This window comes from Paramagnetospirillum sp. (assembly GCF_058402745.1).
The window spans coordinates 17,501-42,895 of record NZ_JBZVFI010000012.1 but is presented as its reverse complement, the minus strand read 5'-3'; the positions used below and the strand labels follow the sequence as shown (position 1 = coordinate 42,895).

Genomic DNA, 25,395 nt, shown 5'->3' with positions numbered 1-25,395 from the left:
GCAAGCGAGGAGGGGGAGATAGCACGAAGAGGGCCGGGATTAAAGGGGATGTGGGTCCGATTGCGGCCAGTCGCGGATCTCCACGGTGCCGTCGGAATAGACCTCGACGATGCGGTTGACCAAATCGGTACAACGCTCCATCCGGTCGAGGGCGCAGGCGAAAAGGTGAAGCTGAATATCGGCGGAAATGCCACCGGGGACGATCACCACCAGCCCGGCATGGATGTTCTCCCGGGCATAGAGCTTCAGGAAGTCCTTGGCGTTGTTGGTGACGAAGATAAAGCCCTCGTGGCGAATGATGGGCAGCAGATCATGGTCCGGCGTGCCGGCGAGCCCCCGAAAGACCACGTGCGTGGCATCGTGGCCCCGGGCGTGGGCCAGGGCGACCAGATCGGGCGACAGGCACTCGTCGATCAGGAAGGGGTCGCGCATGACGGACGCCCCGCCTTTTCCCAGGCAAGGCAGGCATCGATGCCGTCCGAGGGCAGGGACGGATAGGACCGGAAGATTTCGAAGCGGCTCTTGCCGGTGCGGACTTCCGCCAGGACGGTATCGGCGGGAATGCGGGTGCCGGCCACCACTGGGGTGCCTCCCAGGATTGCCGTGTCGCTGATCACTGTCGTTGATGCCATGGCTGCTGCCCTGACGTCCTTCAAGCCCGCCGGAAACATGGCGATGGCGGGCGATGTGTTCAACCTACAGGCCGCGAATGCGCCCGTAATGGACGAAGTCCGTCCAGGTGCGCTCCAGGCGCTGCATGGTCTCCAGCGTGGTGTCCAGCTGGGTCGCCGTCTTGTCGTCGCCGCCCAGCACGCCGGCCAGGTCGTCCTGCAGCTTGCGGATGGAGTTGCACAGGCTGAGGCCCTTGTCGGTCAGCTTGAGGCGAACCGAACGGCGGTCATGGGTGGAGCGTTCCTGCATCAAGTAACCGCACTCGGTCAGCGCCTTGATGTTGTAGGAAACATTGGAGCCCTGATAGTAGCCGCGGTCCTTCAGGTCGCGGATGACCACCTCGTTGTCGCCGATATTGTAAAGGAGCAGGGCCTGGACGGCATTGATGTCTTCGATGCCCAGACGACGCAACTCCGTGCGCAAGACATCCAGAAAATGTCTGTGCAGGCGCTCGATCAAGCGAATTATGTCGAAGTATGGCTGGCTCACGGGGGCGGAGTATAGGCACATTCCTTTGGCTCGACAACAGCCTATTACAGGGCGATGGTTGCGGCCCGCCCCGGAGGGCGGGTATTGTCCCTTGCGGATTTTGCGAAAGGATCGAGCGGTGAGCGCCAGGCCCAGAACCGTGGTGGTGTTCAACCAGAAGGGCGGTATCGGCAAGACCACCACCAGCGTCAACCTGGCGGTCTGTCTGGCCGAACTGGGGCGCAAGGTCATCCTGGTCGATCTCGACGCCCAGAGCAACGCCTCGACCAGCGTCGGCCTGACCGCCCCGGCGGCCACGGGGGCTTACCAGCTGCTGCGGGGCGAGGTGGACGTGGCCCACGCCTCGCGCCCCACGCCCTATCCCAACCTGCGGCTGGTGGCCGGGTCGGACGACCTGTCGTGGGCCGACGTGGAGATCGCCGTCAAGCCCGATCCCCAATACGTGCTGGAGCGCGCCCTGGAAACCACGCCCCCCGACGTGGACGTGGTGGTGGTCGATTGCCCGCCGGCCTTCGGCATCCTCTCGGTCAACGCGGCGGTGGCCGCCGACGTGGTGATCCTGCCGGTGGTGCCGGCCCCGCTGGCGCTGGACGGCCTGCACAAGGCGTGGTGGAACATCCAGCGGGTCCGGACCCATTTCAACCGTGAACTGGATACCATGGGCATCCTGTTCACCATGACCGAGGACAGCGACGTCATGCACCGCATCACCGATGCGGTCATCGCCTCGTTCGGCGGTCGCGTGCTGCCGGTGCGGGTGCCGCGTGACATGAAGGTGGTGGAATCGGCGGCCCGCGACCTGCCCCTGGTGATCCTGGAGCCCGAAAGCCCGGCGGCCAGGGCCTATGTCCATCTCGCCGATTTCGTCGATACCCATATGCTGGAGCCGCGCGCGGCGCCCGCCGCGCCGCGGCCGGCGGCCGGGACGCCTCCGGAGGGGGAGGAGGACGAGGAACTGCCCCCCATCCGTCCGTCGCCGCCTCTCGAACCCGGGCCGCAGCCCGGCCCCAACTGGGATGAGCAACTGGACCGGACCGTCGATCTCCTGCCCGAGGTTTCCAATCTGCGCTGGAAGATCGGCGTGGGGATCATGCTGATTCTGCTGGGCTTCTGCCTGGGTTACGCCTTCGGCCGCTGGATGTATTTCGTCCCTTAACAGGCTGCGGAAATACTCGTCCCAAGACGTCGTCATTCCCGCGAAAGCGGGAATTCATGCATCAGCAAACTATATCTTGTGTTGATGTCGCCAAATTGCGTCAGCATGGACCCCCTAAGCTCACGATCGAAGTGCAACACCCGCTATAATGGGTGCTGCGATGGGACAACGATACAATCAGCTCAGTCTGGATGAGCGGTGCGAGATTTACCGTCTGCATGCAGACGGTAAATCTCGGCGAGCCATTGCCCGGGCCTTGGGCCGGGCGGCGTCAACAATCAGCCGAGAGCTGGAGCGCAACAGTGGCGCCCAAGTCGGCTACAAGGTGGATTGGGCGATGATCCAGGCCCGCGCCCGGCGGCGGCGCAAGCTTTACAAACTGGAGCGCTCGAGCGCGCTCAGGAAACTGACCTTGGACGGCCTTGCGATGGGATGGTCCCCGGAGCAGATCGCCGGGCGGCTCGAGCTTGAGCAAGGTAGGCCGGTGATCAGCCACGAGTCAATTTACCGCTACATCTACTGGCGCGTGAACAGCCACAAGGACTATCTGCACCGGCTGCTGCCGCGCGCCAAGTTTCAGCGTGGCTGGCGTGGCCGCAAGGGCGGCAGCTCGGTGCATTTCATTCCCCAGCGAGTGCCGGTAGCCGAGCGTCCCGCCGAGGTCGCCGACCGGCGCCAGACCGGCCACTGGGAAGCCGATCTGATGCTGTTCTCCCGCTATCGCCAAGCCGTCCTGGTGGCGCACGAACGTAGCTCGCGCCTGCTTCTGCTCCGGCATCACCTCAGCAAAGCCGCCGAGCCAATCGCCGACAGCCTGACCGCCATGCTGCGGCGATTTCCTGCCGAGCAGCGCCGCACCATCACCTTCGATAACGGCTCTGAATTCGCGGCCCATCGCCGCCTGAAGACAAGGCTTCGCATGAAAACCTATTTCTGCGATCCCCATAGCCCCTGGCAGAAGGGCGGCGTCGAGAACGCCATCGGGCGAATGCGGCGGGGACTGCCGCGAAAAACAGATCTCGCGGCAGTTTCCCAGGCCGATCTGGACGACCTGGCCATGGACTACAACCTCACCCCGCGAAAGTGCCTCGGATATCGAACTCCGCTTGAGGCTTTCCTCGGAAAAGCCATCGATCTCGGTGTTGCACTTGAAATGTGAGTCCATCTTCCCGCTTTCGCGGGAATGACGAATAAATAGAGTGGTGGGCGAGTTTTTCCGCACCCTGTTAAAGCATCGAGCGTTAAATCAGAGGCGGATGTCACCCTGAGGCGTAGCCGAAGGGTCTTTCAGGCACAGGCGGCAATTACCTCAGGCTGAAAGATGCTTCGCTGCACTCAGCATGACAGCGCGTTTCATATTGGCTCTGTTCGCGGATCGTATTGACGCCACAAACAAAGCGATTTCAACGATATGGCGTCATGGCCGGACTTGTTCCGGCCATCCACGCAGTGCCGATCCTCCACCGTCTGTCAGGCGGAACGGCGTGGATACGCGGGACAAGCCCGCGCATGACGGCGAGGAGGTTGTCGAATCAATACGATCCGCGAACAGAGCCTTCATATTTACCGCTCGTCCCTTAGGCTTATCCCTCCAGCAGGGTGATGCCGGCGGCCAGCGCCAGGGTGAAGCTCGCCCCCACCGCCAGAAGATAGGCGGCCTGCGCGGCGCCCTGCCACAGGCGAAGGGAGAAAGCCTTAGTGGATTTGTCGGAATTGTGCATGTGTGCATCCTCTGATCGGGTGTCGTTCAGGGATAATAGTCGAGTTGACGGGTTTGGTATTTGACGTTGGTTAGGCGACGATGCGCGCGGCGGGCAGATGCACCGTGATGCGGGTGCCCTCGCCCGGAATGCTGTCCAGGGTGACGCCGCCGCCATGGGCTTCGACGAAGTGGCGCACGATGGCCAGCCCCAGGCCCGAGCCCTGGTGGCGTCGCGACAGCGACGAATCCGCCTGGTAGAAGGCTTGCCAGACCTTGGCGTGATGCTCGGGGGCGATGCCGATGCCGGTGTCGCTCACCGTCATTTCGATGCCTTCCGGGAGGTGGCGGGCGGACAGGGTCACCGTGCCGGGGCCGGGGGTGAACTTGAGGGCATTGCCCGTCAGGTTGAGCAGGATCTGGCGGATGCGCCGGGAATCGAGGCGCATGCGCGGCAGGTCGGGCGGAATGTCCACCAGCAGATCGACCCCGGTGACGGCGGCCTTGTGTTCCAGCAGGCGGGCGGTGCCGCGGATCAGCTCGGCGGTGTCGGCCTCGTCCTCGTCCAGCTCGGTGCGGCCGGCCTCGATGCGCGAGACGTCCAGGATGTCCTCGATCAGGGCGCGCAGATGCAGGCCGGCGGAATGGATCAAGTCCATGTATTCCAGGTAGCGGTCGAGGTCCATGGTGCCGACCGCTCCGGCCAGGACGGCCTCGGAAAAGCCGATCACCGCGTTGAGCGGCGTGCGCAGCTCGTGGCTGACCGTGGCCAGGAACTGGGACTTGGCCCGGTTGGCGGCCTCGGCCTCCTGCTTGGCGGAAATCAGGGCGGCCTCGGCCCATTTGCGCTGGGTGATGTCGCGGCCTTCCGGCACGATGAACAGGATGGTGCCGTCGTGGTCCGGGACCGGCTTCAGGGAGAAGTCCACATAGGCGATGCCGCCGCCGGCATCCACGTGGGTGGTCTCGAAACGCACGAACTCGCCCGCCGCCGCCCGGGCGATGCCCTGACGCAGCCGGGTCCGTTCGTCCGGCGAATGCTCCCACCACGGAGTCTCGGCGAAGTGCATGCCCAGGACCGGCCCGATGGAATCCAGGCCGATGAAGGTCAGTGCCGTGCGGTTGGCGTCCAGCAGCCGCCCGTCGGGCGACAGCAGGCCGATGAACTCGAAGGTGTTTTCGATGATCGCCCGCATCTCGACATTGACCCGCAGGCTGTCGCGCAGCCGGGTCTCCGCCTCGGGGGCGAACTCGACCAGGACCTGGCCGCCGGGCAGGGGGGTGTGGGCGCAGTCGGGGCTGTCCACCCAGTCGGGACGGCTGCCGACCAGCCGGCTTTCCGCCACGCCCAGCGCCCGCGCTAGGGTCTCTCCCACATGGGTCAGTTTGCCGTCGGGGCCAAGGACGGCCAAGGCGCGCGGCGAGTTGGCGAAGGTGCTGTGGAGGGCGTGTGTCAAAATCGGCGATCCCCATACGACGACGGGCAATTGTCGCATGGGGCGAGAAATTCATGAAACTGAATAAGGTATAATTAGCTATCCGCGCCGCGCCGCCGAAACTAAAGAAAGCGGCGCGGGCGGGGCGGAGGCAGGCGTTCGACCACGTCGCCCCAGACGTCGTAATCCTCGGCCGCCTCCACCTCGACGATGACCAGATCGCCGGGGGCGAGGTCGGTCTCGCCGTTCATGAACACGGCGCCGTCCACCTCGGGGCTGTCGGCCTTGGAGCGGCCGATGGCGCCCTCCTCGTCCACCTCGTCGACGATGACCTCGATGCGGGTGCCTTCCTTGGCCGCGCCGCGCTGGTCGGCGATCTGGCGGGCGGCCTCCATGAAGCGCTGGTGGCGCTCCTCCTTGACGTCCTCGTCCACCTGATCGGCGAAGGCGTTGGAGGGAGCGCCCCTGACGTCCTCGTACTTGAAGCAGCCCACCCGGTCCAGCTGGGCGTCCTCCATCCATTCCAGCAGCGCCTCGAAATCGTCGTCGGTCTCGCCGGGGAAGCCGACGATGAAGGTGGAGCGCAGCGTCAGGTCGGGGCAGGTCTCGCGCCACGAGCGGATGCGGCCCAGCACCTTCTCCTGGTTGGCCGGGCGGCGCATGGCCTTCAGCACGTTGGGGCTGGCGTGCTGGAAGGGAATGTCCAGGTAGGGAAGGATCTTGCCCTCCGCCATCAGCGGAATGATCTCGTCCACGTGGGGATAGGGATAGACGTAGTGCATGCGGATCCAGATCCCCAGCTCGCCCAGCGCCGACGCCAGATCGGTGAGGTGGGCCCGCACGGGGCGGCCGCGCCAGTCGCTTTCGGCATGGCGCAGGTCCAGGCCGTAGGCGCTGGTGTCCTGGGAGATGACCAGCAGTTCGCGCACCCCCGATTCGGCCAGCCGTTCGGCCTCGCCCAGGACGTCGGCGGCGGAGCGGCTGATCAGCGGGCCGCGGATGTCGGGGATGATGCAGAACGAGCAGCTGTTGTTGCAGCCCTCGGAAATCTTCAGATAGGCGTAGTGGTGCGGCGTCAGGTGCAGGCCTTCCGGGGGCACCAGCGACAGCTTGGGATCGTGCAGCGGCGGCACGGCGGCATGCACCGCCTCGACCACCGCCTGATACTGGTGCGGGCCGCTGACCGCCAGGACGGAGGGGTGGGCGGCCCGGATGGCCTTCTCGTCGCCGCCCATGCAGCCGGTGACGATGACCTTGCCGTTCTCGGCGACGGCCTCGCCGATGGCCTCCAGCGATTCGGCGCGGGCCGAATCCAGGAAGCCGCAGGTGTTGACGATCACCACGTCGGCGCCGTCGTACTCGCCGGTGATGTCGTAGCCCTCGGCCCTGAGCTTGGTCAGGATGCGCTCGGAATCCACCAGGGCCTTGGAGCAGCCGAGGCTGACGATACCCACCTTGGGGCCGGCCTTGGGGTTCGTCTTGGTCATGGGATATCCGCGCCTGCCTGATGAATTCGCCGTGACTTAGCGGAAATCCCGAGGGAAAAGCAAGCGTCGCGCCGCCAAATCCCCAATTCCTGCAACGACATTCGTTTCTTAACAACGAACGGGAAAAAATGCACACTGGGACAGGAAAGGTGTGGAATGTCCGATCTGTCCCAGGCCCTGTCGCTGGCCCTTGATCTCGTCGTCACCCTCGATCCGCAGATGCTGGGCATCGTGCGGCTGTCGGTGCTGGTGTCGGGACTGGCGGTGCTGCTGGCGGCGCTGATCGGCCTGCCGCTGGGGGCTTTGCTGGCGCTGGGGGATTTTCCTGGCCGGGGCGTGCTGGTGGTGGTGCTCAACGCCTTCATGGGGCTGCCGCCGGTGGTGGTCGGCCTCGGCGTCTACCTGCTGCTGTCGCGCGCCGGTCCGCTGGGCGAGGCCGGGCTGCTGTTCACCCCGGCGGCCATGGTGGTGGCCCAGACCCTGCTGGTCCTGCCCATCATCGCCGCCCTGGCCCGCCAGGTGGTGGCCGATTTGTGGGAGGAATACGGCGAGCAGTTGCGGTCGTTGGGCGTGTCGGGCATCGGGCGGATGCTCACCTTGCTGTGGGATGGGCGCTTCAGTCTGGCGACCGCCGTTCTGGCCGGTTTCGGCCGGGCCGCCGCCGAGGTGGGGGCGGTGATGATCGTCGGCGGCAACATCAAGGGCGTGACCCGCACCATGACCACCACCATCGCGCTGGAGACCAGCAAGGGCGACCTGCCGCTGGCGTTGGGGCTGGGGCTGATCCTCATCGCCCTGGTGACCGGCGTCAACGGGGCGGTGTTCCTGCTGGGGCAATGGGCCCGGCGGAGGATGGGATGAGGACGCCCGACACCATCCTGCCGCTGGACCTGGACCGGGTCGGCTTCGCCGCCGGCGGGCGGATGCTGCTGGAGGACGTGTCGCTTCGCCTGGAGGCGGGGCTGCGCACGGTGATCCTCGGCCCCAACGGGGCGGGGAAGAGTCTGCTGCTGCGGCTGTGCCACGGCCTGCTGGCCCCCAGCGCCGGCACGGTCCGCTGGAGCGGCGGCGAGGGCGAGGACGTCCGCCACCGTCAGGCCATGGTCTTCCAGCGGCCGGTTCTGCTGCGCCGCTCGGCTTTGGCCAATATCCGCTACGTCCTGGCGCTGGGCGGCGTGCCCTGGCGCCGCCGCCAGTCCCGGGCCATGGAGGCGCTGGAGCGCTTCGGCCTCGCCCATCTGGCGCCCCGCCCGGCCCGGGTGCTGTCGGGAGGCGAGCAGCAGCGCCTGGCCCTGGCGCGGGCCTGGGCCTCGGGGCCGGAGGTGCTGTTCCTGGACGAGCCCACCGCGTCGCTGGACCCGGGCGCCGCCCTGCAGGTGGAGATGGCGGTGCAGGACTTCCACGCCGCCGGCACCAAGATCGTCATGACCACCCATGATCTCGGCCAGGCCCGCCGCCTGGCCGACGAGGTGGTGTTCCTCTCCCGGGGGCGCCTGGTGGAGCATGCCCCGGCGGTGGAGTTCTTCAAGGGGCCGAGATCGGCCCAGGCCCGGGCTTTCCTGGCCGGCGAGCTGGTCTGCTAACGAAAGGAAACACTTTCATGAAACGTCTGTTGCTTGCCGCCCTGGCGGTTGTTTCGCTCACCGCTTCACCCGCCATCGCGCAGGAGCGCTTCATCACCCTGGCCTCGACCACCTCCACCGAGCAGTCCGGGCTGTTCGGCCACCTGCTGCCGCTGTTCAAGACGGAGACCGGCATCGAGGTCCGCGTGGTGGCGGTGGGCACCGGACAGGCGCTGAAGCTGGGCGAGCGGGGCGACGCCGATGCCCTGCTGGTCCACGACCGGGCGGGCGAGGACAAATTCGTGGCCGAGGGCTTCGGCATTGACCGCCGCGACGTGATGTACAACGACTTCGTGGTGGTGGGGCCGGCCTCGGACCCCGCCGGCATCAAGGGCGGCAAGGACGCCGCCCAGGCCTTCGCGAGGATCGCCGCCGCCAAGGCGCCCTTCGCCTCGCGCGGCGACGATTCCGGCACCCATCGCGGCGAATTGCGCCTGTGGAGGAAGGCCGGGGTGGACGTCAGGGCCGGCGGCGGAGGCTGGTATCGCGAACTGGGTTCGGGCATGGGGGCGACGCTGAACACGGCGGCCGGCATGAACGCCTATGCCCTGGCCGACCGGGGGACCTGGGCCGGCTTCCGGAACCGCCAGTCGCTGGCCATCCTGGTGGAGGGCGACCGCGCCCTGTTCAATCCCTACGGCTCGATCCTGGTCAATCCGGAAAGGCACAGGGGCGTCAAGGCGGCCGACGCCAAGGCCTGGCACCTGTGGCTGACCGGCCCCAAGGGCCAAGCCGCCATCGCCGCGTTCAAGATCGACGGCGAGCAGCTGTTCTTCGGCGATTCAAAATAGGGTCCCGAGAAAAGCGAAAGGGCGGAATCCCCGCGGCTGGCCGGGGATTCCGCCCTCTGGCGCTCCGGTGTTCTACTGGATGCGCTTCAGCAGGACGCGGATGTTGGGGTGATGGTCGAAGGGGTCGGTGTACCAGGCGACGTCCTTGATGCGATACCACTTGCCGCTTCGGGTTCTCAGCGCCTTGCCAATGGTGGGGCAGATGTCTGCTTCGAAGCAGCGGTTGATTTCGTTCTTGTCGAATGATTCGTGGATGACGTAGCGCATGATGACCCAGCCGTTTCTGAAGTTAGCAATTGAGATTATCCTATAAATGTATTGTGTATGTGTCCGTGACGTCATTCACATATAAAATTTTACGAAAAATTTTACTATAATATGCGGGTTGAATAGAGGGGATGGCCTGTGATGGGTGCTGGAATTCTCTGTAACGGAAAGTGATTTCGGTACGGCAACGGTTGAAGTCGGGCGCCCGAAGTGTCACCTTAGAGAACATGAGCCAAGTTCGCTGGCTGTTGTCGCCTCGGCGGCGTGCGGGCGATGGTTTGGAGAAAAGCGAATGCCCCAGCCCGCTTTTTTTCGCAGGACCTACGACGAGACCATGACCCTGATGGTGGAGGCCCGGAACTACCTGGCCTATGCCGAGCGGCGCGAGCGTGAGCGGGTGGGCGGCATGGTCGGCCTGCGCATGAGTTGCGAGGCCATGCGGGTTACCTCGCGTCTCACCCAGGTGATGGCGTGGCTGATGCTCCAGCGCGCGGTGCATGAAGGCGAGGTGGAAGTGGAGGAGACGCTGCGCGACGAATGCCGCCTGTCGGGAGGCGACGTCTGCCTCGACGAAAGCTTCGCCCGTGACGAGACCCTGCCCAACCACCTTCGCAGTCTGATGGACCGCTCCTACCGCCTGTACGTCCGCGTGGCGCGGCTCGAGGAGATGCTGGTGCAGCGGGTCCTGCACTGACCCCGGGGCGTCTTCAGCGCCAGACGATTTCCCACAATTGGAACTTTTCCTTGAACCCCTTCAGGGCGTGGGTTCCGCCGTCCACGAAGGTGCCGACCGGTCCGGCCAGGTCCTTCACCGACTGGGTGCACAGGATCTGGTCGGAATCGGTGGCGGCGCAGACGCGGGCCGAGAGCTGGACGGTGGAGCCGAACAGGTCGTCCTCCTCCTGGATGGGCTCGCCGGCATTCAGTCCGATACGCAGGTGCAGCGGCAGGTTCGGTTGCTTCTCGTTGTGGGCGGTGACCTGGCGCTGGACCTGCACCATGGCTTCCACGGCGTTGGCGGCGGAGGCGAACGAGGCCATGATGCCGTCGCCGGTGTGCTTGACCTCGCGCCCGGCGAACTGGGTCAGCGCGGTGCGGACGATGGCGTTGTGCTTGCGCACGATCTCCTGGGCGGCCTGGTCGCCGCGCGCCTGGGTGAGGTCGGTGGAGCCCACCATGTCGGTGAAGACCACGGTCATCAGTCCCGACGCCTTCTTCTCGGCGGCCGGCTTGTTCCAGTCCTTCAGCGAGGACTGGAGCTTGATCATGGGGGTTCCCTCGTCGCCCTCGGCCCAGGATTCCATGGAGGATTTGCCCGCCTCGAACATGCGGGCGTAGCGCTGCTCGCCCATGTATCCCGGCACCTTGTCGTAGAACGACGCGGCCACGTCGCCGGGATTGCCCAGCTTTTCCATGATGGATTTCAGCAGCTTGCGCTGGCCGCCGGAATCCAGCTTCTTGGCGCGGGCGATGGACTGGACGGCGCCGGCCATGAACAGGTTGAGGCCGAAGGTGGTGTATTTGTCGGTGCTGGGCGCCACCTGGCGGACGATCTCCATGGACCGGTCCACGAAGCGGTCGGTGACCTTCCTGGTGGCCTCCAGGGCGGGGGTGGAGGGGATGGAATCCACGGCCGCCGCGGTGGGCGACGGCTCCTCCGACGGGAGGGCCGGGGGCGGCGGCTCCTCGGCCGGCGGGGGAGGGGGAGGCTCCGGCTCGGGGTCGTCGCCCCAGGTCTCGGGAATCATTTCCACCTCGGCCTTCCTGGCCAGCTTGTTCAGCGACTTCTTCACCGCCTCGGAAGGCTGCGGCCTGGGCGGCGGCGCGGCCTGGGCGGCGGCGCGGCTGAACTGGATGCTGGCGTTGCGCGGCATGAAGCGCAGGCCCAGCGGCACGGCGGTCATCAGGAACACCAGCCCGAAGACGATGACCAGCACCTGTCCATATTCGTCGGGGGTGATGCGGAAACCGAAATCGTAGAGAAAGACAATGGCCGAGGGTACCAGGCGCAGCGCCCCCAATCCCAATCCCGAGGCCACCAGCAGGATGATGGTCAGGCGCAGGATCATTCCGCCGGCGCCGATGGAGGGGCCGCCGGCCCGCGCCCTGGCGGCCTTCGCCGCCTTCCTGGCCGCCGCCGCCTTGGCGCCGCCGCCCTTGCCCGAGTCCTTGCCGCCCCCTCCGCCGCCGCCGCCTCCGCCCCTGGCGCCGCCCGCCGCCGCCTTCTTGGCCTGGACGTTGTGGCCGGACATGTAGACTTCGGCTTCGTCGAAGACATTGGTGTCGGTGTTGTAGGTCTCGCGCAGCACCTTGGTGCGGACGCCGAGGGTATTCTCCAGTTCCTTGGCCTCGCGGACAGCCTCGTCACGCTCCAGCCGCGGGAAGCGTGCATGCAGCATCCACCCCCGGCCTTCCATGACGTAAACTTCAAAATGAACGATGATCATGTCCGCCCAATCACCGTCTGGACTCAATTACAACTCGGCCAGGGAGTATCGCAGCTCCCTTATTAAAAATTTGCTCTACCCGGAGAACGTCAAGAAGTCCACAGCAAACACTTTCGGCCGGCGATTAAGCCGGCCGATCATGCAGTCTGATAATTTAGCGCGGATGAATTCCGGAGGGCCGAAACCGGTCCGGTATCCCCAATCCCTCTTAGGACTTGGCCCTCTTGGGACTTGGCCCTCTTAGGAATTGGTCGACTTGATGCCGAAACCCTCGAAGCGCTTCTTGAACTTGGCGAGCTGGCCGGCGGTATCGACCATCCGATGCACACCGGTCCAGGCCGGGTGCGACTTGGGGTCGATATCCAGGCGCAGGGTGTCGCCAGCCTTACCCAGGGTGGACCGGGTCTTGTACTCGGTGCCGTCCGTCATCACCACGTTGATCTCGTGGTAGTCGGGATGAATGTTGTCCTTCATAGCCTGAAGCTCCGCAAATCGAAGGCGCGTATATAGCCAAAACCGGCACGGGGCGCAAGCGATCCTTCACCCCGGAGCGGAATTCGGGTTAGCATCCGCTCCCCCCAGTCCGGAGAACCCCCATGAGCCTTGATGAAAGCCGCTTCGCCAGCCTTGCCGACCCGTTGCTGGAGCGCATCGCCGATGCGGTCGAGGACGCCATGGAGGATGCCGATGCCGAGCTGCACGCCGGCATCCTGACGCTCACCCTGCCGGGGATCGGCCAGTACGTCATCAACAAGCACGCCCCCAACCGCGAGATATGGATGTCTTCGCCCAAGAGCGGCGCCCATCACTTCGGCTGGAACGGCGAACGCTGGGTCTCCACCCGCAATGCCGAGATCGAGCTTCTGGGCCTGCTGCTGGCCGAGATCGGCGTGGTGGTCTGACACCGTTGGCCTGAGCCGCCGTTCTCCTTGATCTCGGCGTGTCATGGAAGTATCATTTCACCATATGGCGAAATGATGGCAGTGTCCGCCCATGATCGAGACCTTTGAAACCGTGGCCAAGGCCGTCGCCGATCCAAGCCGGGTGCGCATCCTCAAGCTGTTGGAGGGGGGCGAGCTGTGCGTGTGCCAGATCACCACCGTCCTCGGCCTGGCGACCGCCACCATCTCCAAGCATCTGGCGGCCCTGAAGGTCGCCGGACTGCTGCAGCAGCGACGCGACGGCAAGTGGGTCTATTACCGGCTGGCGGAGCGGGGGCTCAACCCTTACGCGCCCTCCTTCCTCGCCATGGTCCGGTCCTCGCTGGCCGAGGACCCCACCATCGCCGGGGATCGCCGGCTGCTCGCCATGGTCAATCAGGTTCCGGTCCAGGTGCTGTGCGATCAGGGCCGTTCGGCCCTGCCCGCCGGCGCCGTTTCCCAACCCTGCTGCGGGGGACCGCCATGAGCGAGAAGACCTACAACGTCCTGTTCCTGTGCACCGGCAATTCGGCCCGCTCCATCATGGCCGAGGCCATCCTCAACCGGGAGGGCGGCGCCAGGTTCACGGCGTACAGCGCCGGCAGCCAGCCCCGGGGCCATATCGACCCCACGGTGCTGAACCTGCTGAAGAAGCTGAACTTTCCCACCGACACCTTCCGCTCCAAGTCGTGGGAGGAATTCGCGCGGCCCGACGCCCCCGAGCTGGATTTCGTCTTCACCGTCTGCGACAACGCCGCCGGCGAGGTCTGCCCGGTGTGGCCGGGCCAGCCCATGACCGCCCATTGGGGCGTGCCCGATCCCGCGGCCTGCGACGGCACCGCCACCGAGAAGGCCGCCCTGGCGGCCGACGTGATGCGCATGCTGAGCAACCGCATCAGCATTTTCTGCGCCTTGCCCATCCGCTCCCTGGACCGTCTGTCGCTGCAAAGGCACCTGGACCAGATCGGCCAGCCCCCTTCCTCCTGACCCAAGCAACAAGGCAAAGTCCATGACCGAATCCGTCGTCAACGTTCTGGTTCTCTGCACCGGCAATTCCGCCCGCTCCGTCCTGGGCGAAGCCCTGATCAATCATCTGGGCGTTGGAAGATGGCGGGCGTTCAGCGCCGGCAGCAACCCGACGGGCAAGGTCAACCCCCTGTCGCTGGAGGTGCTGGCCGAGAAGGGCCTGCCCACCCAGGGCTACCGCTCCAAGTCGTGGGACGAGTTCGCCCGCCCCGACGCGCCCAAGATGGACCTGGTCATCACCGTCTGCGACAACGCCGCCGGCGAGGTCTGCCCGGTGTGGCCGGGCCATCCGGCCAAGGTCCACATGGGCTTTCCCGACCCGGCGGCGGCCGAAGGCAGCCACGAGGAGCGCCTGGCCGAGTTCCGCAAGGTCTATTCCATGATTGAGGCCAAGGTGAAGCGCCTGATCGAACTCGGTCCGCAAAGGGCCGGGGAGGTCTGAGATGAACCTGTTCGAACGCTACCTGACCCTGTGGGTCGCCCTTTGCATCCTGGCCGGCGTGGCGCTGGGCCACTGGCTGCCCGGGCCGTTCCAGGCCATCGGGCGGCTGGAGGTGGCCCAGGTCAACCTGCCGGTGGCGGTGCTGATCTGGGCCATGATCATCCCCATGCTGCTGAAGATCGATTTCGGCGCGCTGCATCAGGTTCGGGAGCACTGGCGGGGCATCGGCGTCACCCTGTTCATCAACTGGGCGGTCAAGCCGTTCTCCATGGCGCTGCTGGGCTGGATCTTCGTCAGCCATCTGTTCAAGCCCTGGCTGCCCGCCGACCAGATCGAGTCCTACATCGCCGGTCTGATCCTGCTGGCCGCCGCGCCCTGCACCGCCATGGTCTTCGTGTGGTCCAACCTGACCAACGGCGAGCCGCACTTCACCCTGTCCCAGGTGGCGGTCAACGACCTGATCATGGTGGTGGCCTTCGCCCCCATCGTCGGGCTGCTGCTGGGTCTGTCGGCCATCACCGTGCCGTGGGACACCCTGTTCCTGTCGGTGGTGCTGTACATCGTGGTGCCGGTGATCGTGGCGCAACTCTGGCGCAAGGCGCTGCTGCGGAGCGGCGGTCTGGCCGCCACCCTGGTTCGGCTGGGGCCGGTGTCGCTGGTCGCCCTGCTCACCACCCTGGTGCTGCTGTTCGGCTTCCAGGGCGAGCAGATCATCAGGCAGCCCATGGTCATCGCCATGCTGGCGGTGCCCATCACCATCCAGGTCTACTTCAATTCGGGGCTGGCCTATCTTCTGAACAAGAAGCTGGGGGTGGCCCATTGCGTCGCCGGCCCCTCGGCCCTGATCGGCGCCTCCAACTTCTTCGAGCTGGCGGTGGCCGCCGCCATCTCGCTGTTCGGCTTCCAGTCGGGGGCGGCGCTCGCCACCGTGGTGGGCGTGCTGATCGAGGTGCCGGTGATGCTGTCGGTGGTGAAAATCGTCAATTCCAGCAAGGGCTGGTACGAGAGGAGCTCATCATGAAAAAGCTCGAAGTCTACGATCCCGCCATGTGCTGCTCGACCGGCGTGTGCGGGCCGGAGGTGGATCCCGTGCTGGTGGCCTTCGCCGCCGACCTGGCCTGGGTGGCCGGGCAGGGCATCGAGGTGCGGCGCTACAACCTGGGCACCGAGCCCCAGGCCTTCGCCGCCAACCCGGCCGTGGTCAAGGAGATGGAGGCGGGCATGGACCGCCTGCCGATCATCGCCGTGGACGGCCATATCGTCTCGACCGGGGTGCATCTGTCGCGCGACCAGCTGGCCGCCAAGCTGGGGTTGGCGGCCAAGCCGCGCATCACCATCAAGGCCGACGGCAGTTCGTCCTGCTGCTCGCCCAAGAGCGGGTGCTGCTGAGGTGGACCACACCCGCACCCTGTTCTTCACCGGCAAGGGCGGCGTGGGCAAGACCTCGCTGTCCTGCGCCACCGGTCTTGCCCTGGCCGATGGCGGCAAGCGGGTGCTGATCGTCAGCACCGACCCGGCCTCCAACCTGGACGAGGTGCTGGGCACGCCCCTGGGGCAGGTCCCCACCGCCATTGCCGGCGCGCCCGGGCTGTTCGCCATGAACATCGACCCCGAGGCCGCCGCCCAGGCCTATCGCGAGCGCATGGTCGGTCCCTATCGCGGCATCCTGCCGCCCGCCGCCATCGCCAGCATGGAGGAGCAGTTCTCCGGCGCCTGCACGGTGGAGATCGCCGCCTTCGACGAGTTCGCCAAGCTGCTGGGCGACCCGCAAGCCACCGCCGGCTTCGACCATGTCATCTTCGACACCGCGCCCACCGGCCACACCCTGCGCCTGCTGACCCTACCCTCGGCCTGGACCGATTTCATCGCGTCTTCCACCGGCGGCGCCTCCTGCCTGGGGCCGCTGGCCGGGCTGGAGAAGCAGAAGGCCCTCTACGCCGCCACGGTGGCGCAGTTGGGCGACGGCGCCGCCACCACCATCGTGCTGGTGGCGCGGCCCGAGACCGCCGCCCTGCGCGAGGCCGAGCGGACCCGGCGCGAACTGGCCGAACTGGGGATCGGCAATCTGCGTCTGGCCGTGAACGGCGTCTTCACGGCGGGCGAGAGCGAGGATCGCATCGCGCGGGCCATGGAGCGGCGCGGTGCCGAGGCCATGGCCGCCATGCCGGCGGGGCTGGCCGCGCTGCCCCGGCAGAGCATCCCCTTCCTGGCGCGCGGTACCGTCGGCCTGGACGCCCTGCGCGTGATGCTGGGCGGGGCCGACGACCGGGCGGAGGACGGGGGCGGGCGCTCGGAGCCGCTGCCGCCCGGCCTGGGGCCGCTGGTGGATGGCTTGGAGGCCATGGGCCACGGCGTGATCATGACCATGGGCAAGGGCGGCGTGGGCAAGACCACCCTGGCGGCCGCCCTGGCGGTGGCGCTGGCCGGACGCGGCCATGCGGTGACCTTGTCCACCACCGATCCCGCCGCCCATGTATCCATGGCGGTGGAGGGTGAGGTCGAGGGCCTGCGGGTGGAGCGGATCGACCCGCAAGCCGAGGTCGAGAGTTACCGCGACGAGGTGCTGGCCAAGGCCGGGGCCGGCCTGGACGCCGCCGGCCGGGCCATGCTGGAAGAGGATCTGCGCTCGCCCTGCACCGAGGAGATCGCGGTGTTCCGCGCCTTCGCCCGCACGGTGGAGCAGGGGCGGGACCGCTTCGTCATCCTGGACACCGCGCCGACCGGCCACACCATCCTGCTGCTGGATGCCGCCGAGGCCTATCACCGCGAGGTGATGCGCACCCAGGCCGACATGCCCGAATCTGTGCGCCAGTTGCTGCCCAGGCTGCGTGATCCCGCCTTCACCCGCATCCTGATCGTCACCCTGGCCGAGGCCACCCCGGTCCACGAGGCCGAGCGCCTGTGCGATGATCTGGCCCGAGCCGGCATCGCCCCCCATGCCTGGGTGATCAACCAGAGCCTGCTGGCCAGCGGCACCACCCATCCCGTGCTGGCCCGGCGGGGACGTTACGAGGCGCCGTTCATCCGCAGGGTGGCGGAGAGGCCGGGCGGGCGCACCGCCCTGGTTTCCTGGCAGGCGGATACCCCGGTGGGCCAGGACGGGCTGTCACGCCTGCTGGCCGGTGGCTGACCGGCAGGCGGCCTGACGGCCCACCAGCCGGGCCAGGCCGGTGATGCCCAGCAGGGTGGCGCCGTAGGCGAGAAGCTGGCCGGCGCTGGGGCGGTCCACATAGCCCACCAGGGTGTGGAGCAGGCGGCCGCCGATGCTGTTCTCAGGAAGCAGCCACGACGTGTCCCACAAGGGCTGGGTCGGCATCTCGATCAGCCCGGCGGCGGACAGATAGGTCACCGACTGGGCGGCCATGCCGGCGGCCAGCAGGGTGACCAGCCCGGTGGTGACGGTGAACAGGTGACGGGCGGGAATGGCCAGCAGGCCGCGATAGAGCAGGATGCCGACCGTGACGCCCGCCCCCAGGCCGACGGCGCAGCCGGCCATGGTGGCCAGCTTGCCGCCCTCGCCCGAGGCCGAGACGCCGAAGATGAACAGCACCGTCTCGGCGCCTTCGCGCAGCACGGCGACGCCCACCACCACCGCCAGGACCGACAGGGGACGGCTTCCCACGCTGACCGCGTGGCCGACCCGTTTCATCTCGGCGGCCATCTCGCGGCCGTGGCTGCTCATCCACACCGTGTGCCAGCCCAGCATGACCACCGCGAGGCCCAGGATCGAGGCGTTGAACACTTCCTGTCCCATGCCGGACAGGGCTTCGGACAGGGCCTCGGCCGAACCGGCGATGGCCGCCGAACCGACCAGCCCGCCCAGGATTCCGGCCGCGATCCAGCGGCGGCTGCCGTCGAGCCCCTTGGTGGCGGCCAGCACGATGCCGACGATGAGGGCGGCTTCGAGAACTTCGCGAAAGACGATGACGGCTGACGCCAGCATGGGGGCCTCGTGGGATTACCGTGGGGACGATGCCGCATCCATAACACCAGTTGATGCGATTGCGAGCGAATTGCAGCATTCCCATACTTGAGATAGGTCATTGCCCGACTAATGTAAAGCACTGAATAATGGCGGAGTCCGGGGGTGGTTAGGCGGTTCGGGCGTGCTATATATGCATTATGGATCTGCTGGGCGGGCGGGAACCCCTCGGGTAGAATCCGGCAAGGACTGCGAGGGGGCGATGCCTTTGCTGCGTAAGATCGAGGTGACCACCGGGGTCTGGTGGATCGAGGCACCCCAGGCCGGGGTGTCGGTGCTGTGCGGCTGTCCCGCCGACGCGGTGAAGCACCTGATGAAGCGGGGGCTGATCGTCTCCACCGAGCAGAACGGCGTGCCGTTCGAGACCGGACCCAATGCCATCCTGCTGTCCGACGCCATGGTCCAGAACGGCAGCTTCTCCAATCTGGCCGAGTTCCCCGTCCTGCAGATGCTCTACCGCCAGGGCATGATCCTGCCCGACCATCCCGGCAATACCGGAACCAAGCCCATGCTGATCGGCAGCGCCGATCAGGTGCGCGCCCAGATGCAGTACATCTACCGCGGCAATTACGGCCTGGTGACCGAGGAGGAACTGGTCGAGGCCGGGGAAACGCCGGAGCGCGCCCGTGAACTGATGCGCATGAAGCTGCGCTTCGCCTTCGGCACCATCCGCCATCCCGGCGATCTGCTCGACACCCTGGTGGTGGACAACGAGCCGGTGGAGATCCGAAATGGCCTCTTCGTCCGGCGCATGCTGTTCAACGTCTTCGAATTCTCGTACCAGGGCCGGACGGCGGTGGTGGACCTCAACCTGCCGCCGTTCGAGACCTACGAATCGCCCTATCCTCTTGGCTTCTACCGCCTGCGCCGCGAGTATTTCGCGGTGATCCACTCGGGCGAGGGCGACGGCTGGGACATCAACCGGCCCTCCATGTCCTCCATCGTCATGTTCCAGGGCAAGGTCTACCTGGTGGATGCCGGCCCCAACATCCTCTATTCGCTCAACGCGCTGGGCATCGGCGTCAACGAGATCGAGGGAATCTTCCACACCCATTCCCACGACGATCATTTCGCCGGGCTGACCACGCTGATCCGTTCGGACCACAAGCTGAAATACTATTCGACGCCGCTGGTCCGCGCCTCCGTGGCCAAGAAGGTCGCAGCGCTGCTGTCCATCGAGGAGGGCGCGTTCTCGGACTATTTCGACGTCTGCCCCCTGATCGAAGGCGAGTGGAACGCCATCGACGGGCTGGAGGTGATGCCGGTGTTCTCGCCCCATCCGGTGGAGACCACCCTGTTCCACTTCCGCGCCATGTGGGAGGGGGGGTACCGCACCTATTCCCATTTCGCCGACATCTGCCGCCTGTCGGTGCTGCAGAGCTTCGTCACCGACGACCCCCAGGCCCCGGGCATCAGCCAGGCCCTCTACGACACGGTGGCCGCCGACTATCTGACCCCGGCCCACGTCAAGAAGATCGACGTGGGCGGCGGCATGATCCATGGCGACGCCTATGATTTCCGCGACGACCAGTCGGACAAGATCATCCTGGCCCACACCTCGCAGCGCAACACCCGCGCCCAGAAGGCCATCGGCTCGTCGGCCTCGTTCGGCACGGTGGACGTGCTGATCCCGTCCAACCACGATTTCATCTGGCCCTATGCCTTCGAGGCGCTGGACGCCTACTTCCCCGGCATTCCCCGCCACCAGATCCGGGTGCTGCTCAACAATCCGGTGGTGACCTTCAATCCCGGCACCATCCTGGTCAAGGAGCGCATGCTCAACGACCACATCTACCTGCTGCTGTCGGGCAGCGTCGAGATGATCCCCATCGAGATCGAGATGCGCTCGGTGCTGTCGGCAGGCGCGCTGATCGGCGAATTGTCGGGGCTGTTCGGCTCGCAGGCGTCGGAGACCTACCGCGCCGCCAGCTTCGTCCAGGCCCTGGCCATCCCCTGTTCGCTCTATCTTGAATTCGTCCGCTACAACAACGTGTTCTCGGGCGTGTCGCGGTTGCTGGAGCACCGCGAGTTCCTGCTGCGCACCTCGCTGTTCGGCGAGGTGGTGTCGTCCAAGTCGCTCAACCGCATCGCCCAGGCCATGAACCGTCAGGCGGTGCCCGCCGACACGGTGATCGAGCCCGGCCCCGGCCAGGTGGCCATGCTGAAATCGGGCAGTGCCGGCCGCTTCCTCGGCGAGCACATGTTCGAGACCCTGAAGCCCGGCGACTTCTTCGGCGAGGAGGTGGCCATCTTCAACACCCCCAGCCTGCTGCGGGTCCGCGCCCTGGAAGGCTGCGAGGTCTATCTGGTGCCGGCCGAGACCCTGCGCGACATCCCCTCGGTGCGCTGGAAGCTGTTCGAGGCCAGCACCAAGCGCACGCGGGCCATGGTCGAGGCCGGCGAGCACGCCCGCGTGCTGATCAAGTGGCACGACGAGTATTCCGTCGGCGTGCAGCGCATCGATTCCCACCACAAGCGGCTGTTCGAAATCGGCAATTCCGTCCTCGACATGATGGAACGCAAGAGCTCCGACGCCGAGGTGGCCGAGACCATGGGGCTGCTCAGGGAATACGCCCGCTTCCATTTCGGCGAGGAGGAGGGGCTGCTGATCCGCTACAAATACCCCGATCTCAGCAGCCACAAGGCCCGCCACAAGCGCCTGCTGGAGCAGCTGACCGAGCTGCAGGCGGCGGTGGCCGAGGGACGCGGCTACAACGAGGCCGAGGTGCTGACCTTCCTGCAGGAATGGATCGTCGGCCACACCCTGGCCGAGGACCGCAAATCGGCCGGCTATCTCAATTCCAAGGGCGTTTATTGAGCGGTGCCGGCCATACATCCGCTCCATTCTCGCTTTCGTCATGCCCGGACTTGTTCCGGGCATCCACGTGGATAGAGCATCGGACCTGAAATCTGAATCGCAGGGGATTCCCTTGTAGGCGAAAAAGTGATTCAACCTCATTGGAGGTGGATCATGGGCAAATGGCTATCATCAGATCTTCGGGTCCGTGTTTACGGTAAGATCGAACACGGCGAATCGCGGCGAGCGGCGGCTCGGCATTTTGGAGTGAGCGCCGCGACCAGCGTCCGTCTTGCACAACGGATGGCGGCGACGGGTTCGTTGGAGCCCTTGCGGCAAGGCCGTCCGCCGGGCGGTGGTAAGCTGGCGGCCTTTGCCGCTCTTCTGACCGGCTGGGTGGAGGCGCAAGGCGACATCACGATGCCGGAACTGGCGGCCAAGCTGAAGGCCGAATGCGGCGTCACGGCCCACCCGGCGTCACTCTCGCGGTTTCTGATCGGGCAAGGCTTCAGCGTCAAAAAAAACGCTGCTGGCCACCGAAGCCGGTCGCGATGATGTGGTGGCGGAGCGCCGGACCTGGCTGAGCCACCGCCAGCCCCGGATGTGCCAGGAGCCTCACCGGCTGGCGTTCATCGACGAGACCGCCACCACCACCAAGATGACCCGGTTGCGGGGACGGGCACCGCGAGGGCAACGGTTCAAGGCCCGCGCGCCATTCGGCCACTGGGGAACCCAAACCTTCATCGCCGCCTTGCGCTGTGACGGTCTGACGGCACCCTGGATCATAAACGGCCCCATGAACCGACAAACCTTCGAGGTCTACGTCGAGACCCAACTGGCCCCGACGCTCCAGCCGGGCGACGTCGTCATCCTCGACAACCTCTCCAGCCATAAAAGCGAGAAGGCCAAGGCCATCCTCAAGGAGAGAGGCGCCTGGTTCCTGTTCCTACCCCCATACAGCCCAGACCTAAACCCAATCGAGATGGCCTTTGCCAAACTCAAGGCTCATCTCCGACGGATCGGCGCGCGCACCATCGACGACCTCTGGAAGGCCGTCGGCAATATCTGCGATCTCTACACCCCAGACGAATGCTGGAACTACCTCAGGGAAGCCGGGTATGTTTCAGATTAAACGCACGCCGCTCTAGCCGGGTCAAGCCCGGCTATGACGGCAGAGGGGGCTGATCATGTCGGCGGTGACGGGGGAGCAGGATGCCCGCGCTCCAGATGAGCGCCTGTTCGCGGAGCGCGGCCGTCCCGGCCGCATATTCCCCCCCAAAATGATAGAAGCCGGCGGGAGTTGGGGAGCCCGCCGGCTTCATCTTGGGAGGGCCAAACCGTACGATTGTTCCAGCGAGGGCATGCCGGAGCGGTACGGCTCGACTTGACTTACAGTACGACCTCAGCCTGACAGGAAGCTGTCGCTACTCCGCCGCCTTGATGGATTTCGGATGATGGGCCTTGTGCAGGTCCAGCCGGTCCCACACGGCGCAGAACGAATCCACCAGATGGGCCATCATGGCATCGTCGTGCAGCGGGGTCGGCGTGATGCGCAGCCGTTCGGTCCCCACCGGGACGGTGGGATAGTTGATGGGCTGGACGTAGATGCCGTAATCGGTGAGCAGCAGGTCGCTGGCCTGCTTGCACAGCGCGGCGTTGCCCACCATCACCGGCACGATGTGGCTGACCGAGGGCAGCACCGGGATGCCGCGCGCCGACAGCAGACGCTTGGCCGTGGCGGCGCGCTCCTGGTGCTTGTCCCTGATCTCGGGATGGGCGCGCAGGTAGCGGATGGAGGCCAGGGCGGCCGCCGCGGTGGCCGGCGGCATGGAGGACGAGAAGATGAAGCCGGGGCCGAAGCTGCGGACGTAATCGACGCAGGAGGCGGAGGCGGCGATGTAGCCGCCCACCACGCCGATGGCCTTGGCCAGGGTGCCCTGGATGATGGTGATGCGGTCGCGCACCCCGTCGCGCTCGGCGACGCCCGAACCTTGCGAGCCGTACATGCCCACCGCGTGGACCTCGTCCAGGAAGGTCATGGCGTTGTGAGCCTCGGCCACGTCGCAGATCTCGGCGATGGGGGCGATGTCGCCATCCATGGAATAGACGGATTCGAAGGCCACCAGCTTGGGGGTTTCCTTCGGGTACGCCGACAGCAGCTGTTCCAGGTGCTCCGGATCGTTGTGGCGGAACACGTGCTTGGAGGAGCGGCCGTGGCGGATGCCCTCGATCATGGAATTGTGGTTGAGCTCGTCGGAGAACACCACGAGGCCGGGAATGGTGGCGCCCAGGGTGGACAGGGTGGTCTGGTTGGCCACGTAGCCCGAGGTGAACAGCAGCGACGCCTCCTTGGCGTTGAAGCCGGCCAGTTCCTCTTCCAGCAGCACGTGATAGTGATTGGTGCCCGAGATGTTGCGGGTGCCGCCGGCGCCGGCGCCGCAGCGCTCCAGCGCCTCATGGGCGGCGGAGATCACGTCGGGATGCTGGCCCATGCCGAGATAGTCGTTGGAGCACCACACCACCACCTCGCGGACCTCGCCGTCGCGGTAGTTGAGGGCGATGGGGAAGCGCCCCTTCTGGCGCTCCAGATCGGCGAACACCCGGTAGCGCCCCTCGCTCTTGAGGTCGGCGATCCGCTTGGTGAAGTAATGCTCGTAATCCATTCCTCTCCTCCCTCGGCCCGTCGCATCCCGATGTTTCCCGGGGAAGCCGGCCGAATTCGCCGATCCTAGAGGATCGAAAAGCCGCGGCGCAAGTGTACAAGCTGTAATGCGCCAAGGCTTTCGACTGCAGTATCACATAGTTACCCGCGTCCCAGCTCGCCATGAGCTTCGTCAAGCGCCGACGCGAAACGGCGCAGCATTTCGGCGATTTCCGATTCCGAGATGACCAGGGGCGGGGCGAAGGCCACCGCGTCGCCCATGGCGCGCAGGATGACGCCGTTGTTCTGGGCCTTGGCCACCACCTTGGCGCCCACCGTCAGCTCGGGCGGGAAGGGGGCTCGGCTGTCCTTGTCGGCCACCAGTTCCAGGGCGCCGATCAGTCCCACGCCGCGCGCCTCGCCCACCAGGGGATGGTCGCGAAATGCCCGCAGGCCGGCCTGCAGCGCCGGCCCCACCTTGGCCACATGGGACAGGATGTCGCGCTCGGCGTAGATGTTCAGCGTCTCCACCGCCACGGCGGCCGAGACCGGGTGGCCGCCATAGGTGTAGCCGTGGCCGAACACCCCGATGCGTCCCGATTCCTCGGCGATGGGGGCGTAGACCCGTTCGTTGACCATCAGGGCGGAGATGGGGGCGTAGCCCGAGGACAGGCCCTTGGCCAGGGTCATCATGTCGGGGCGGATGCCGAAGGTCTCGGTGCCGAACATGCTTCCGGTGCGTCCGAAGCCGCAGATCACCTCGTCCACCACCAGCAGGACGTCGTATCGGTCCAGCACCGCCTGGATCTTGGGGAAGTAGCCGGCGGGCGGCACGATGACGCCGCCGGCCCCCATCACCGGCTCGGCGAAGAAGGCGGCGACGGTATCGGGACCCTCGGCGAGGATCATCGCCTCCAGTTCCCCGGCCAGGCGGGTGGAGTAGTCCTCCTCGCTCTCGCCCGCGCGGCCGAAGCGGTAGTGGTGGGGGCAGGCGGCCCGCAGCACGCCGGGAATGGGCAGGTCGAAGGAGCGTTGGTTGTTGACCAGCCCGGTCAGCGACGCGGTGGCCACGGTGACACCGTGATAGGCCTTCTCGCGGGCGATGATCTTCTTCTTATGGGGCAGGCCCAGGGCGTTCGAGCGGTAATGAATCAGCTTGATGGCGGTGTCGTTGGCCTCGGACCCCGATCCGGCCAGGAAGACCTTGGACATGGGGACGGGCGCCATCTCCAGCAGGCGGGCGCACAGTTCGACGCCGGCATCGTGGGCCTTGTGGCTGAACAGGTGATAGAAGGGAAGACGGCGCATCTGGGCGGCGGCGGCCTCCACCAGACGCTCCTCGCCCCAGCCGAGAGAGGTGCACCACAGACCGGCCAGCCCCTCGATGTAGTCCTTGCCCGCTTCGTCGAACACCCGGACGCCCTGGCCCCGGGTGATGACCAGCGGCCCGACTTCCGGGTGGCGCTTCAGATTGGTGTAGGGGTGCAGGACCGAATCAACGTCTTTCTCGGCGATGGTCCG

27 protein-coding genes (1 of these 27 running past the window's edge) are annotated in these 25,395 nt (G+C 66.2%); 15 read left to right on the top strand and 12 right to left on the bottom strand.

What is annotated here, in order from left to right; translation table 11 throughout:
- Nucleotides 1-39 precede the first annotated feature (39 nt).
- From ACV4UZ_RS09605 to ACV4UZ_RS09595, 3 genes are all read right to left on the bottom strand, one after another.
- The gene (locus ACV4UZ_RS09605; RefSeq protein WP_491600649.1) at nucleotides 40-432 is read right to left on the bottom strand and encodes a DUF5615 family PIN-like protein; all 393 of its coding nucleotides are present in this window, start codon (nucleotides 430-432) and stop codon (nucleotides 40-42) included.
- Nucleotides 414-632, bottom strand: coding sequence for a DUF433 domain-containing protein (locus ACV4UZ_RS09600; RefSeq protein ID WP_491600648.1), 219 nt, complete (start codon nucleotides 630-632; stop codon nucleotides 414-416). The genes ACV4UZ_RS09605 and ACV4UZ_RS09600 overlap by 19 nt, the downstream gene beginning before the upstream one ends.
- 64 nt (nucleotides 633-696) lie before the next feature.
- A complete protein-coding gene (locus tag ACV4UZ_RS09595) occupies nucleotides 697-1,182 on the bottom strand; it encodes a winged helix DNA-binding protein (RefSeq protein ID WP_491600647.1) in 486 nt (161 codons plus the stop codon).
- A 97-nt stretch (nucleotides 1,183-1,279) separates the two neighbouring features.
- Between ACV4UZ_RS09595 and ACV4UZ_RS09590 the strand changes: the two genes are divergently transcribed.
- Both ACV4UZ_RS09590 and ACV4UZ_RS09585 read left to right on the top strand, forming a co-directional pair.
- On the top strand, nucleotides 1,280-2,317 hold the full coding sequence (locus ACV4UZ_RS09590; protein WP_491600646.1) for a ParA family protein: 1,038 nt from the start codon (nucleotides 1,280-1,282) through the stop codon (nucleotides 2,315-2,317).
- A gap of 148 nt (nucleotides 2,318-2,465) precedes the next feature.
- Nucleotides 2,466-3,476, top strand: a complete 1,011-nt coding sequence (locus ACV4UZ_RS09585; RefSeq protein WP_491599453.1) for an IS30 family transposase — start codon at nucleotides 2,466-2,468, stop codon at nucleotides 3,474-3,476.
- A 424-nt stretch (nucleotides 3,477-3,900) separates the two neighbouring features.
- Here ACV4UZ_RS09585 and ACV4UZ_RS09580 read toward each other — a convergent pair whose 3' ends face one another.
- From ACV4UZ_RS09580 to rimO, 3 genes are all read right to left on the bottom strand, one after another.
- Nucleotides 3,901-4,038: a hypothetical protein gene (locus ACV4UZ_RS09580; protein ID WP_491600645.1), complete on the bottom strand. Its 138-nt coding sequence runs from the start codon at nucleotides 4,036-4,038 to the stop codon at nucleotides 3,901-3,903.
- Between the two features lie 70 nt (nucleotides 4,039-4,108).
- Nucleotides 4,109-5,473 carry a sensor histidine kinase gene (locus tag ACV4UZ_RS09575; RefSeq protein WP_491600644.1) on the bottom strand — a complete coding sequence of 455 codons (1,365 nt, stop codon included), beginning with the start codon at nucleotides 5,471-5,473 and terminating at the stop codon, nucleotides 4,109-4,111.
- Nucleotides 5,474-5,574: 101 nt separating this feature from the next.
- Nucleotides 5,575-6,939, bottom strand: coding sequence for a 30S ribosomal protein S12 methylthiotransferase RimO (gene rimO / locus ACV4UZ_RS09570; protein WP_491600643.1), 1,365 nt, complete (start codon nucleotides 6,937-6,939; stop codon nucleotides 5,575-5,577).
- Nucleotides 6,940-7,095: 156 nt separating this feature from the next.
- Here rimO and ACV4UZ_RS09565 point away from each other — a divergent pair, with 156 nt between their 5' ends.
- From ACV4UZ_RS09565 to ACV4UZ_RS09555, 3 genes are read left to right on the top strand one after another with little or no spacing between them, the layout of a single operon-like run.
- Nucleotides 7,096-7,800, top strand: coding sequence for an ABC transporter permease (locus ACV4UZ_RS09565; RefSeq protein ID WP_491600642.1), 705 nt, complete (start codon nucleotides 7,096-7,098; stop codon nucleotides 7,798-7,800).
- A complete protein-coding gene (locus ACV4UZ_RS09560; protein WP_491600641.1) occupies nucleotides 7,797-8,522 on the top strand; it encodes an ATP-binding cassette domain-containing protein in 726 nt (241 codons plus the stop codon). The genes ACV4UZ_RS09565 and ACV4UZ_RS09560 overlap by 4 nt, the downstream gene beginning before the upstream one ends.
- 17 nt (nucleotides 8,523-8,539) lie before the next feature.
- On the top strand, nucleotides 8,540-9,352 hold the full coding sequence (locus ACV4UZ_RS09555; RefSeq protein WP_491600640.1) for an ABC transporter substrate-binding protein: 813 nt from the start codon (nucleotides 8,540-8,542) through the stop codon (nucleotides 9,350-9,352).
- Nucleotides 9,353-9,424: 72 nt separating this feature from the next.
- Here the strand turns inward: ACV4UZ_RS09555 and ACV4UZ_RS09550 are convergent, their stop codons facing one another.
- Nucleotides 9,425-9,619 (bottom strand): hypothetical protein, encoded by a 195-nt coding sequence (locus ACV4UZ_RS09550; RefSeq protein ID WP_491600639.1) that lies wholly within the window; start codon nucleotides 9,617-9,619, stop codon nucleotides 9,425-9,427.
- A 292-nt stretch (nucleotides 9,620-9,911) separates the two neighbouring features.
- Between ACV4UZ_RS09550 and ACV4UZ_RS09545 the strand changes: the two genes are divergently transcribed.
- Nucleotides 9,912-10,313 carry a DUF1465 family protein gene (locus ACV4UZ_RS09545; protein WP_491600638.1) on the top strand — a complete coding sequence of 134 codons (402 nt, stop codon included), beginning with the start codon at nucleotides 9,912-9,914 and terminating at the stop codon, nucleotides 10,311-10,313.
- 13 nt (nucleotides 10,314-10,326) lie between these two features.
- Here ACV4UZ_RS09545 and ACV4UZ_RS09540 read toward each other — a convergent pair whose 3' ends face one another.
- Together ACV4UZ_RS09540 and rpmE are read right to left on the bottom strand one after the other, a co-directional pair.
- A complete protein-coding gene (locus ACV4UZ_RS09540) occupies nucleotides 10,327-12,093 on the bottom strand; it encodes an adenylate/guanylate cyclase domain-containing protein (protein ID WP_491600637.1) in 1,767 nt (588 codons plus the stop codon).
- Between the two features lie 213 nt (nucleotides 12,094-12,306).
- Nucleotides 12,307-12,540 (bottom strand): 50S ribosomal protein L31, encoded by a 234-nt coding sequence (rpmE, locus tag ACV4UZ_RS09535; RefSeq protein WP_068433245.1) that lies wholly within the window; start codon nucleotides 12,538-12,540, stop codon nucleotides 12,307-12,309.
- Nucleotides 12,541-12,662: 122 nt separating this feature from the next.
- On the opposite strand from rpmE, the gene cyaY reads away from it, so the two are divergent.
- The 7 genes from cyaY (at nucleotide 12,663) to arsA (ending at nucleotide 17,584) form a co-directional block, all read left to right on the top strand.
- Nucleotides 12,663-12,968, top strand: a complete 306-nt coding sequence (gene cyaY, locus ACV4UZ_RS09530) for an iron donor protein CyaY (RefSeq protein WP_491600636.1) — start codon at nucleotides 12,663-12,665, stop codon at nucleotides 12,966-12,968.
- A gap of 91 nt (nucleotides 12,969-13,059) precedes the next feature.
- Nucleotides 13,060-13,473, top strand: coding sequence for an ArsR/SmtB family transcription factor (locus ACV4UZ_RS09525; RefSeq protein WP_491600635.1), 414 nt, complete (start codon nucleotides 13,060-13,062; stop codon nucleotides 13,471-13,473).
- Entirely contained in the window at nucleotides 13,470-13,973 is a 504-nt protein-coding gene (locus tag ACV4UZ_RS09520) for an arsenate reductase ArsC (protein ID WP_491600634.1), read from the top strand. The genes ACV4UZ_RS09525 and ACV4UZ_RS09520 overlap by 4 nt, the downstream gene beginning before the upstream one ends.
- A 22-nt stretch (nucleotides 13,974-13,995) precedes the next feature.
- Nucleotides 13,996-14,454, top strand: coding sequence for an arsenate reductase ArsC (locus ACV4UZ_RS09515; protein WP_491600633.1), 459 nt, complete (start codon nucleotides 13,996-13,998; stop codon nucleotides 14,452-14,454).
- Between the two features lies 1 nt (nucleotide 14,455).
- Nucleotides 14,456-15,475: an ACR3 family arsenite efflux transporter gene (arsB, locus tag ACV4UZ_RS09510; protein ID WP_491600632.1), complete on the top strand. Its 1,020-nt coding sequence runs from the start codon at nucleotides 14,456-14,458 to the stop codon at nucleotides 15,473-15,475.
- Nucleotides 15,472-15,843 (top strand): arsenite efflux transporter metallochaperone ArsD, encoded by a 372-nt coding sequence (gene arsD, locus ACV4UZ_RS09505; protein ID WP_491600631.1) that lies wholly within the window; start codon nucleotides 15,472-15,474, stop codon nucleotides 15,841-15,843. The genes arsB and arsD overlap by 4 nt, the downstream gene beginning before the upstream one ends.
- Before the next feature lies 1 nt (nucleotide 15,844).
- A complete protein-coding gene (gene arsA, locus ACV4UZ_RS09500; protein WP_491600630.1) occupies nucleotides 15,845-17,584 on the top strand; it encodes an arsenical pump-driving ATPase in 1,740 nt (579 codons plus the stop codon).
- On the opposite strand, the gene ACV4UZ_RS09495 is transcribed toward arsA, so the two are convergent.
- Entirely contained in the window at nucleotides 17,561-18,397 is an 837-nt protein-coding gene (locus tag ACV4UZ_RS09495) for an FTR1 family iron permease (RefSeq protein ID WP_491600629.1), read from the bottom strand. The genes arsA and ACV4UZ_RS09495 overlap by 24 nt on opposite strands.
- Nucleotides 18,398-18,638: 241 nt before the next feature.
- Between ACV4UZ_RS09495 and ACV4UZ_RS09490 the strand changes: the two genes are divergently transcribed.
- Together ACV4UZ_RS09490 and ACV4UZ_RS09485 are read left to right on the top strand one after the other, a co-directional pair.
- Nucleotides 18,639-21,254, top strand: coding sequence for a bacteriohemerythrin (locus ACV4UZ_RS09490; protein WP_491600628.1), 2,616 nt, complete (start codon nucleotides 18,639-18,641; stop codon nucleotides 21,252-21,254).
- Between the two features lie 153 nt (nucleotides 21,255-21,407).
- A protein-coding gene (locus ACV4UZ_RS09485) for an IS630 family transposase (protein ID WP_491599710.1) occupies nucleotides 21,408-22,365 on the top strand; the annotation gives its coding sequence in 2 pieces (ribosomal slippage) (nucleotides 21,408-21,739 and nucleotides 21,738-22,365; 960 coding nt in all).
- Between the two features lie 292 nt (nucleotides 22,366-22,657).
- Here the strand turns inward: ACV4UZ_RS09485 and hemA are convergent.
- Together hemA and ACV4UZ_RS09475 are read right to left on the bottom strand one after the other, a co-directional pair.
- On the bottom strand, nucleotides 22,658-23,896 hold the full coding sequence (hemA, locus tag ACV4UZ_RS09480) for a 5-aminolevulinate synthase (RefSeq protein WP_491600627.1): 1,239 nt from the start codon (nucleotides 23,894-23,896) through the stop codon (nucleotides 22,658-22,660).
- A 140-nt stretch (nucleotides 23,897-24,036) separates the two neighbouring features.
- Nucleotides 24,037-25,395: the 3' portion of an aspartate aminotransferase family protein gene (locus tag ACV4UZ_RS09475; RefSeq protein WP_491600626.1), read on the bottom strand. The gene runs 21 nt beyond the window's last position; 1,359 of the gene's 1,380 nt are visible here — the last part of the coding sequence; the start codon falls outside the window, past its right edge — the gene reads right to left on this strand; the stop codon is at nucleotides 24,037-24,039.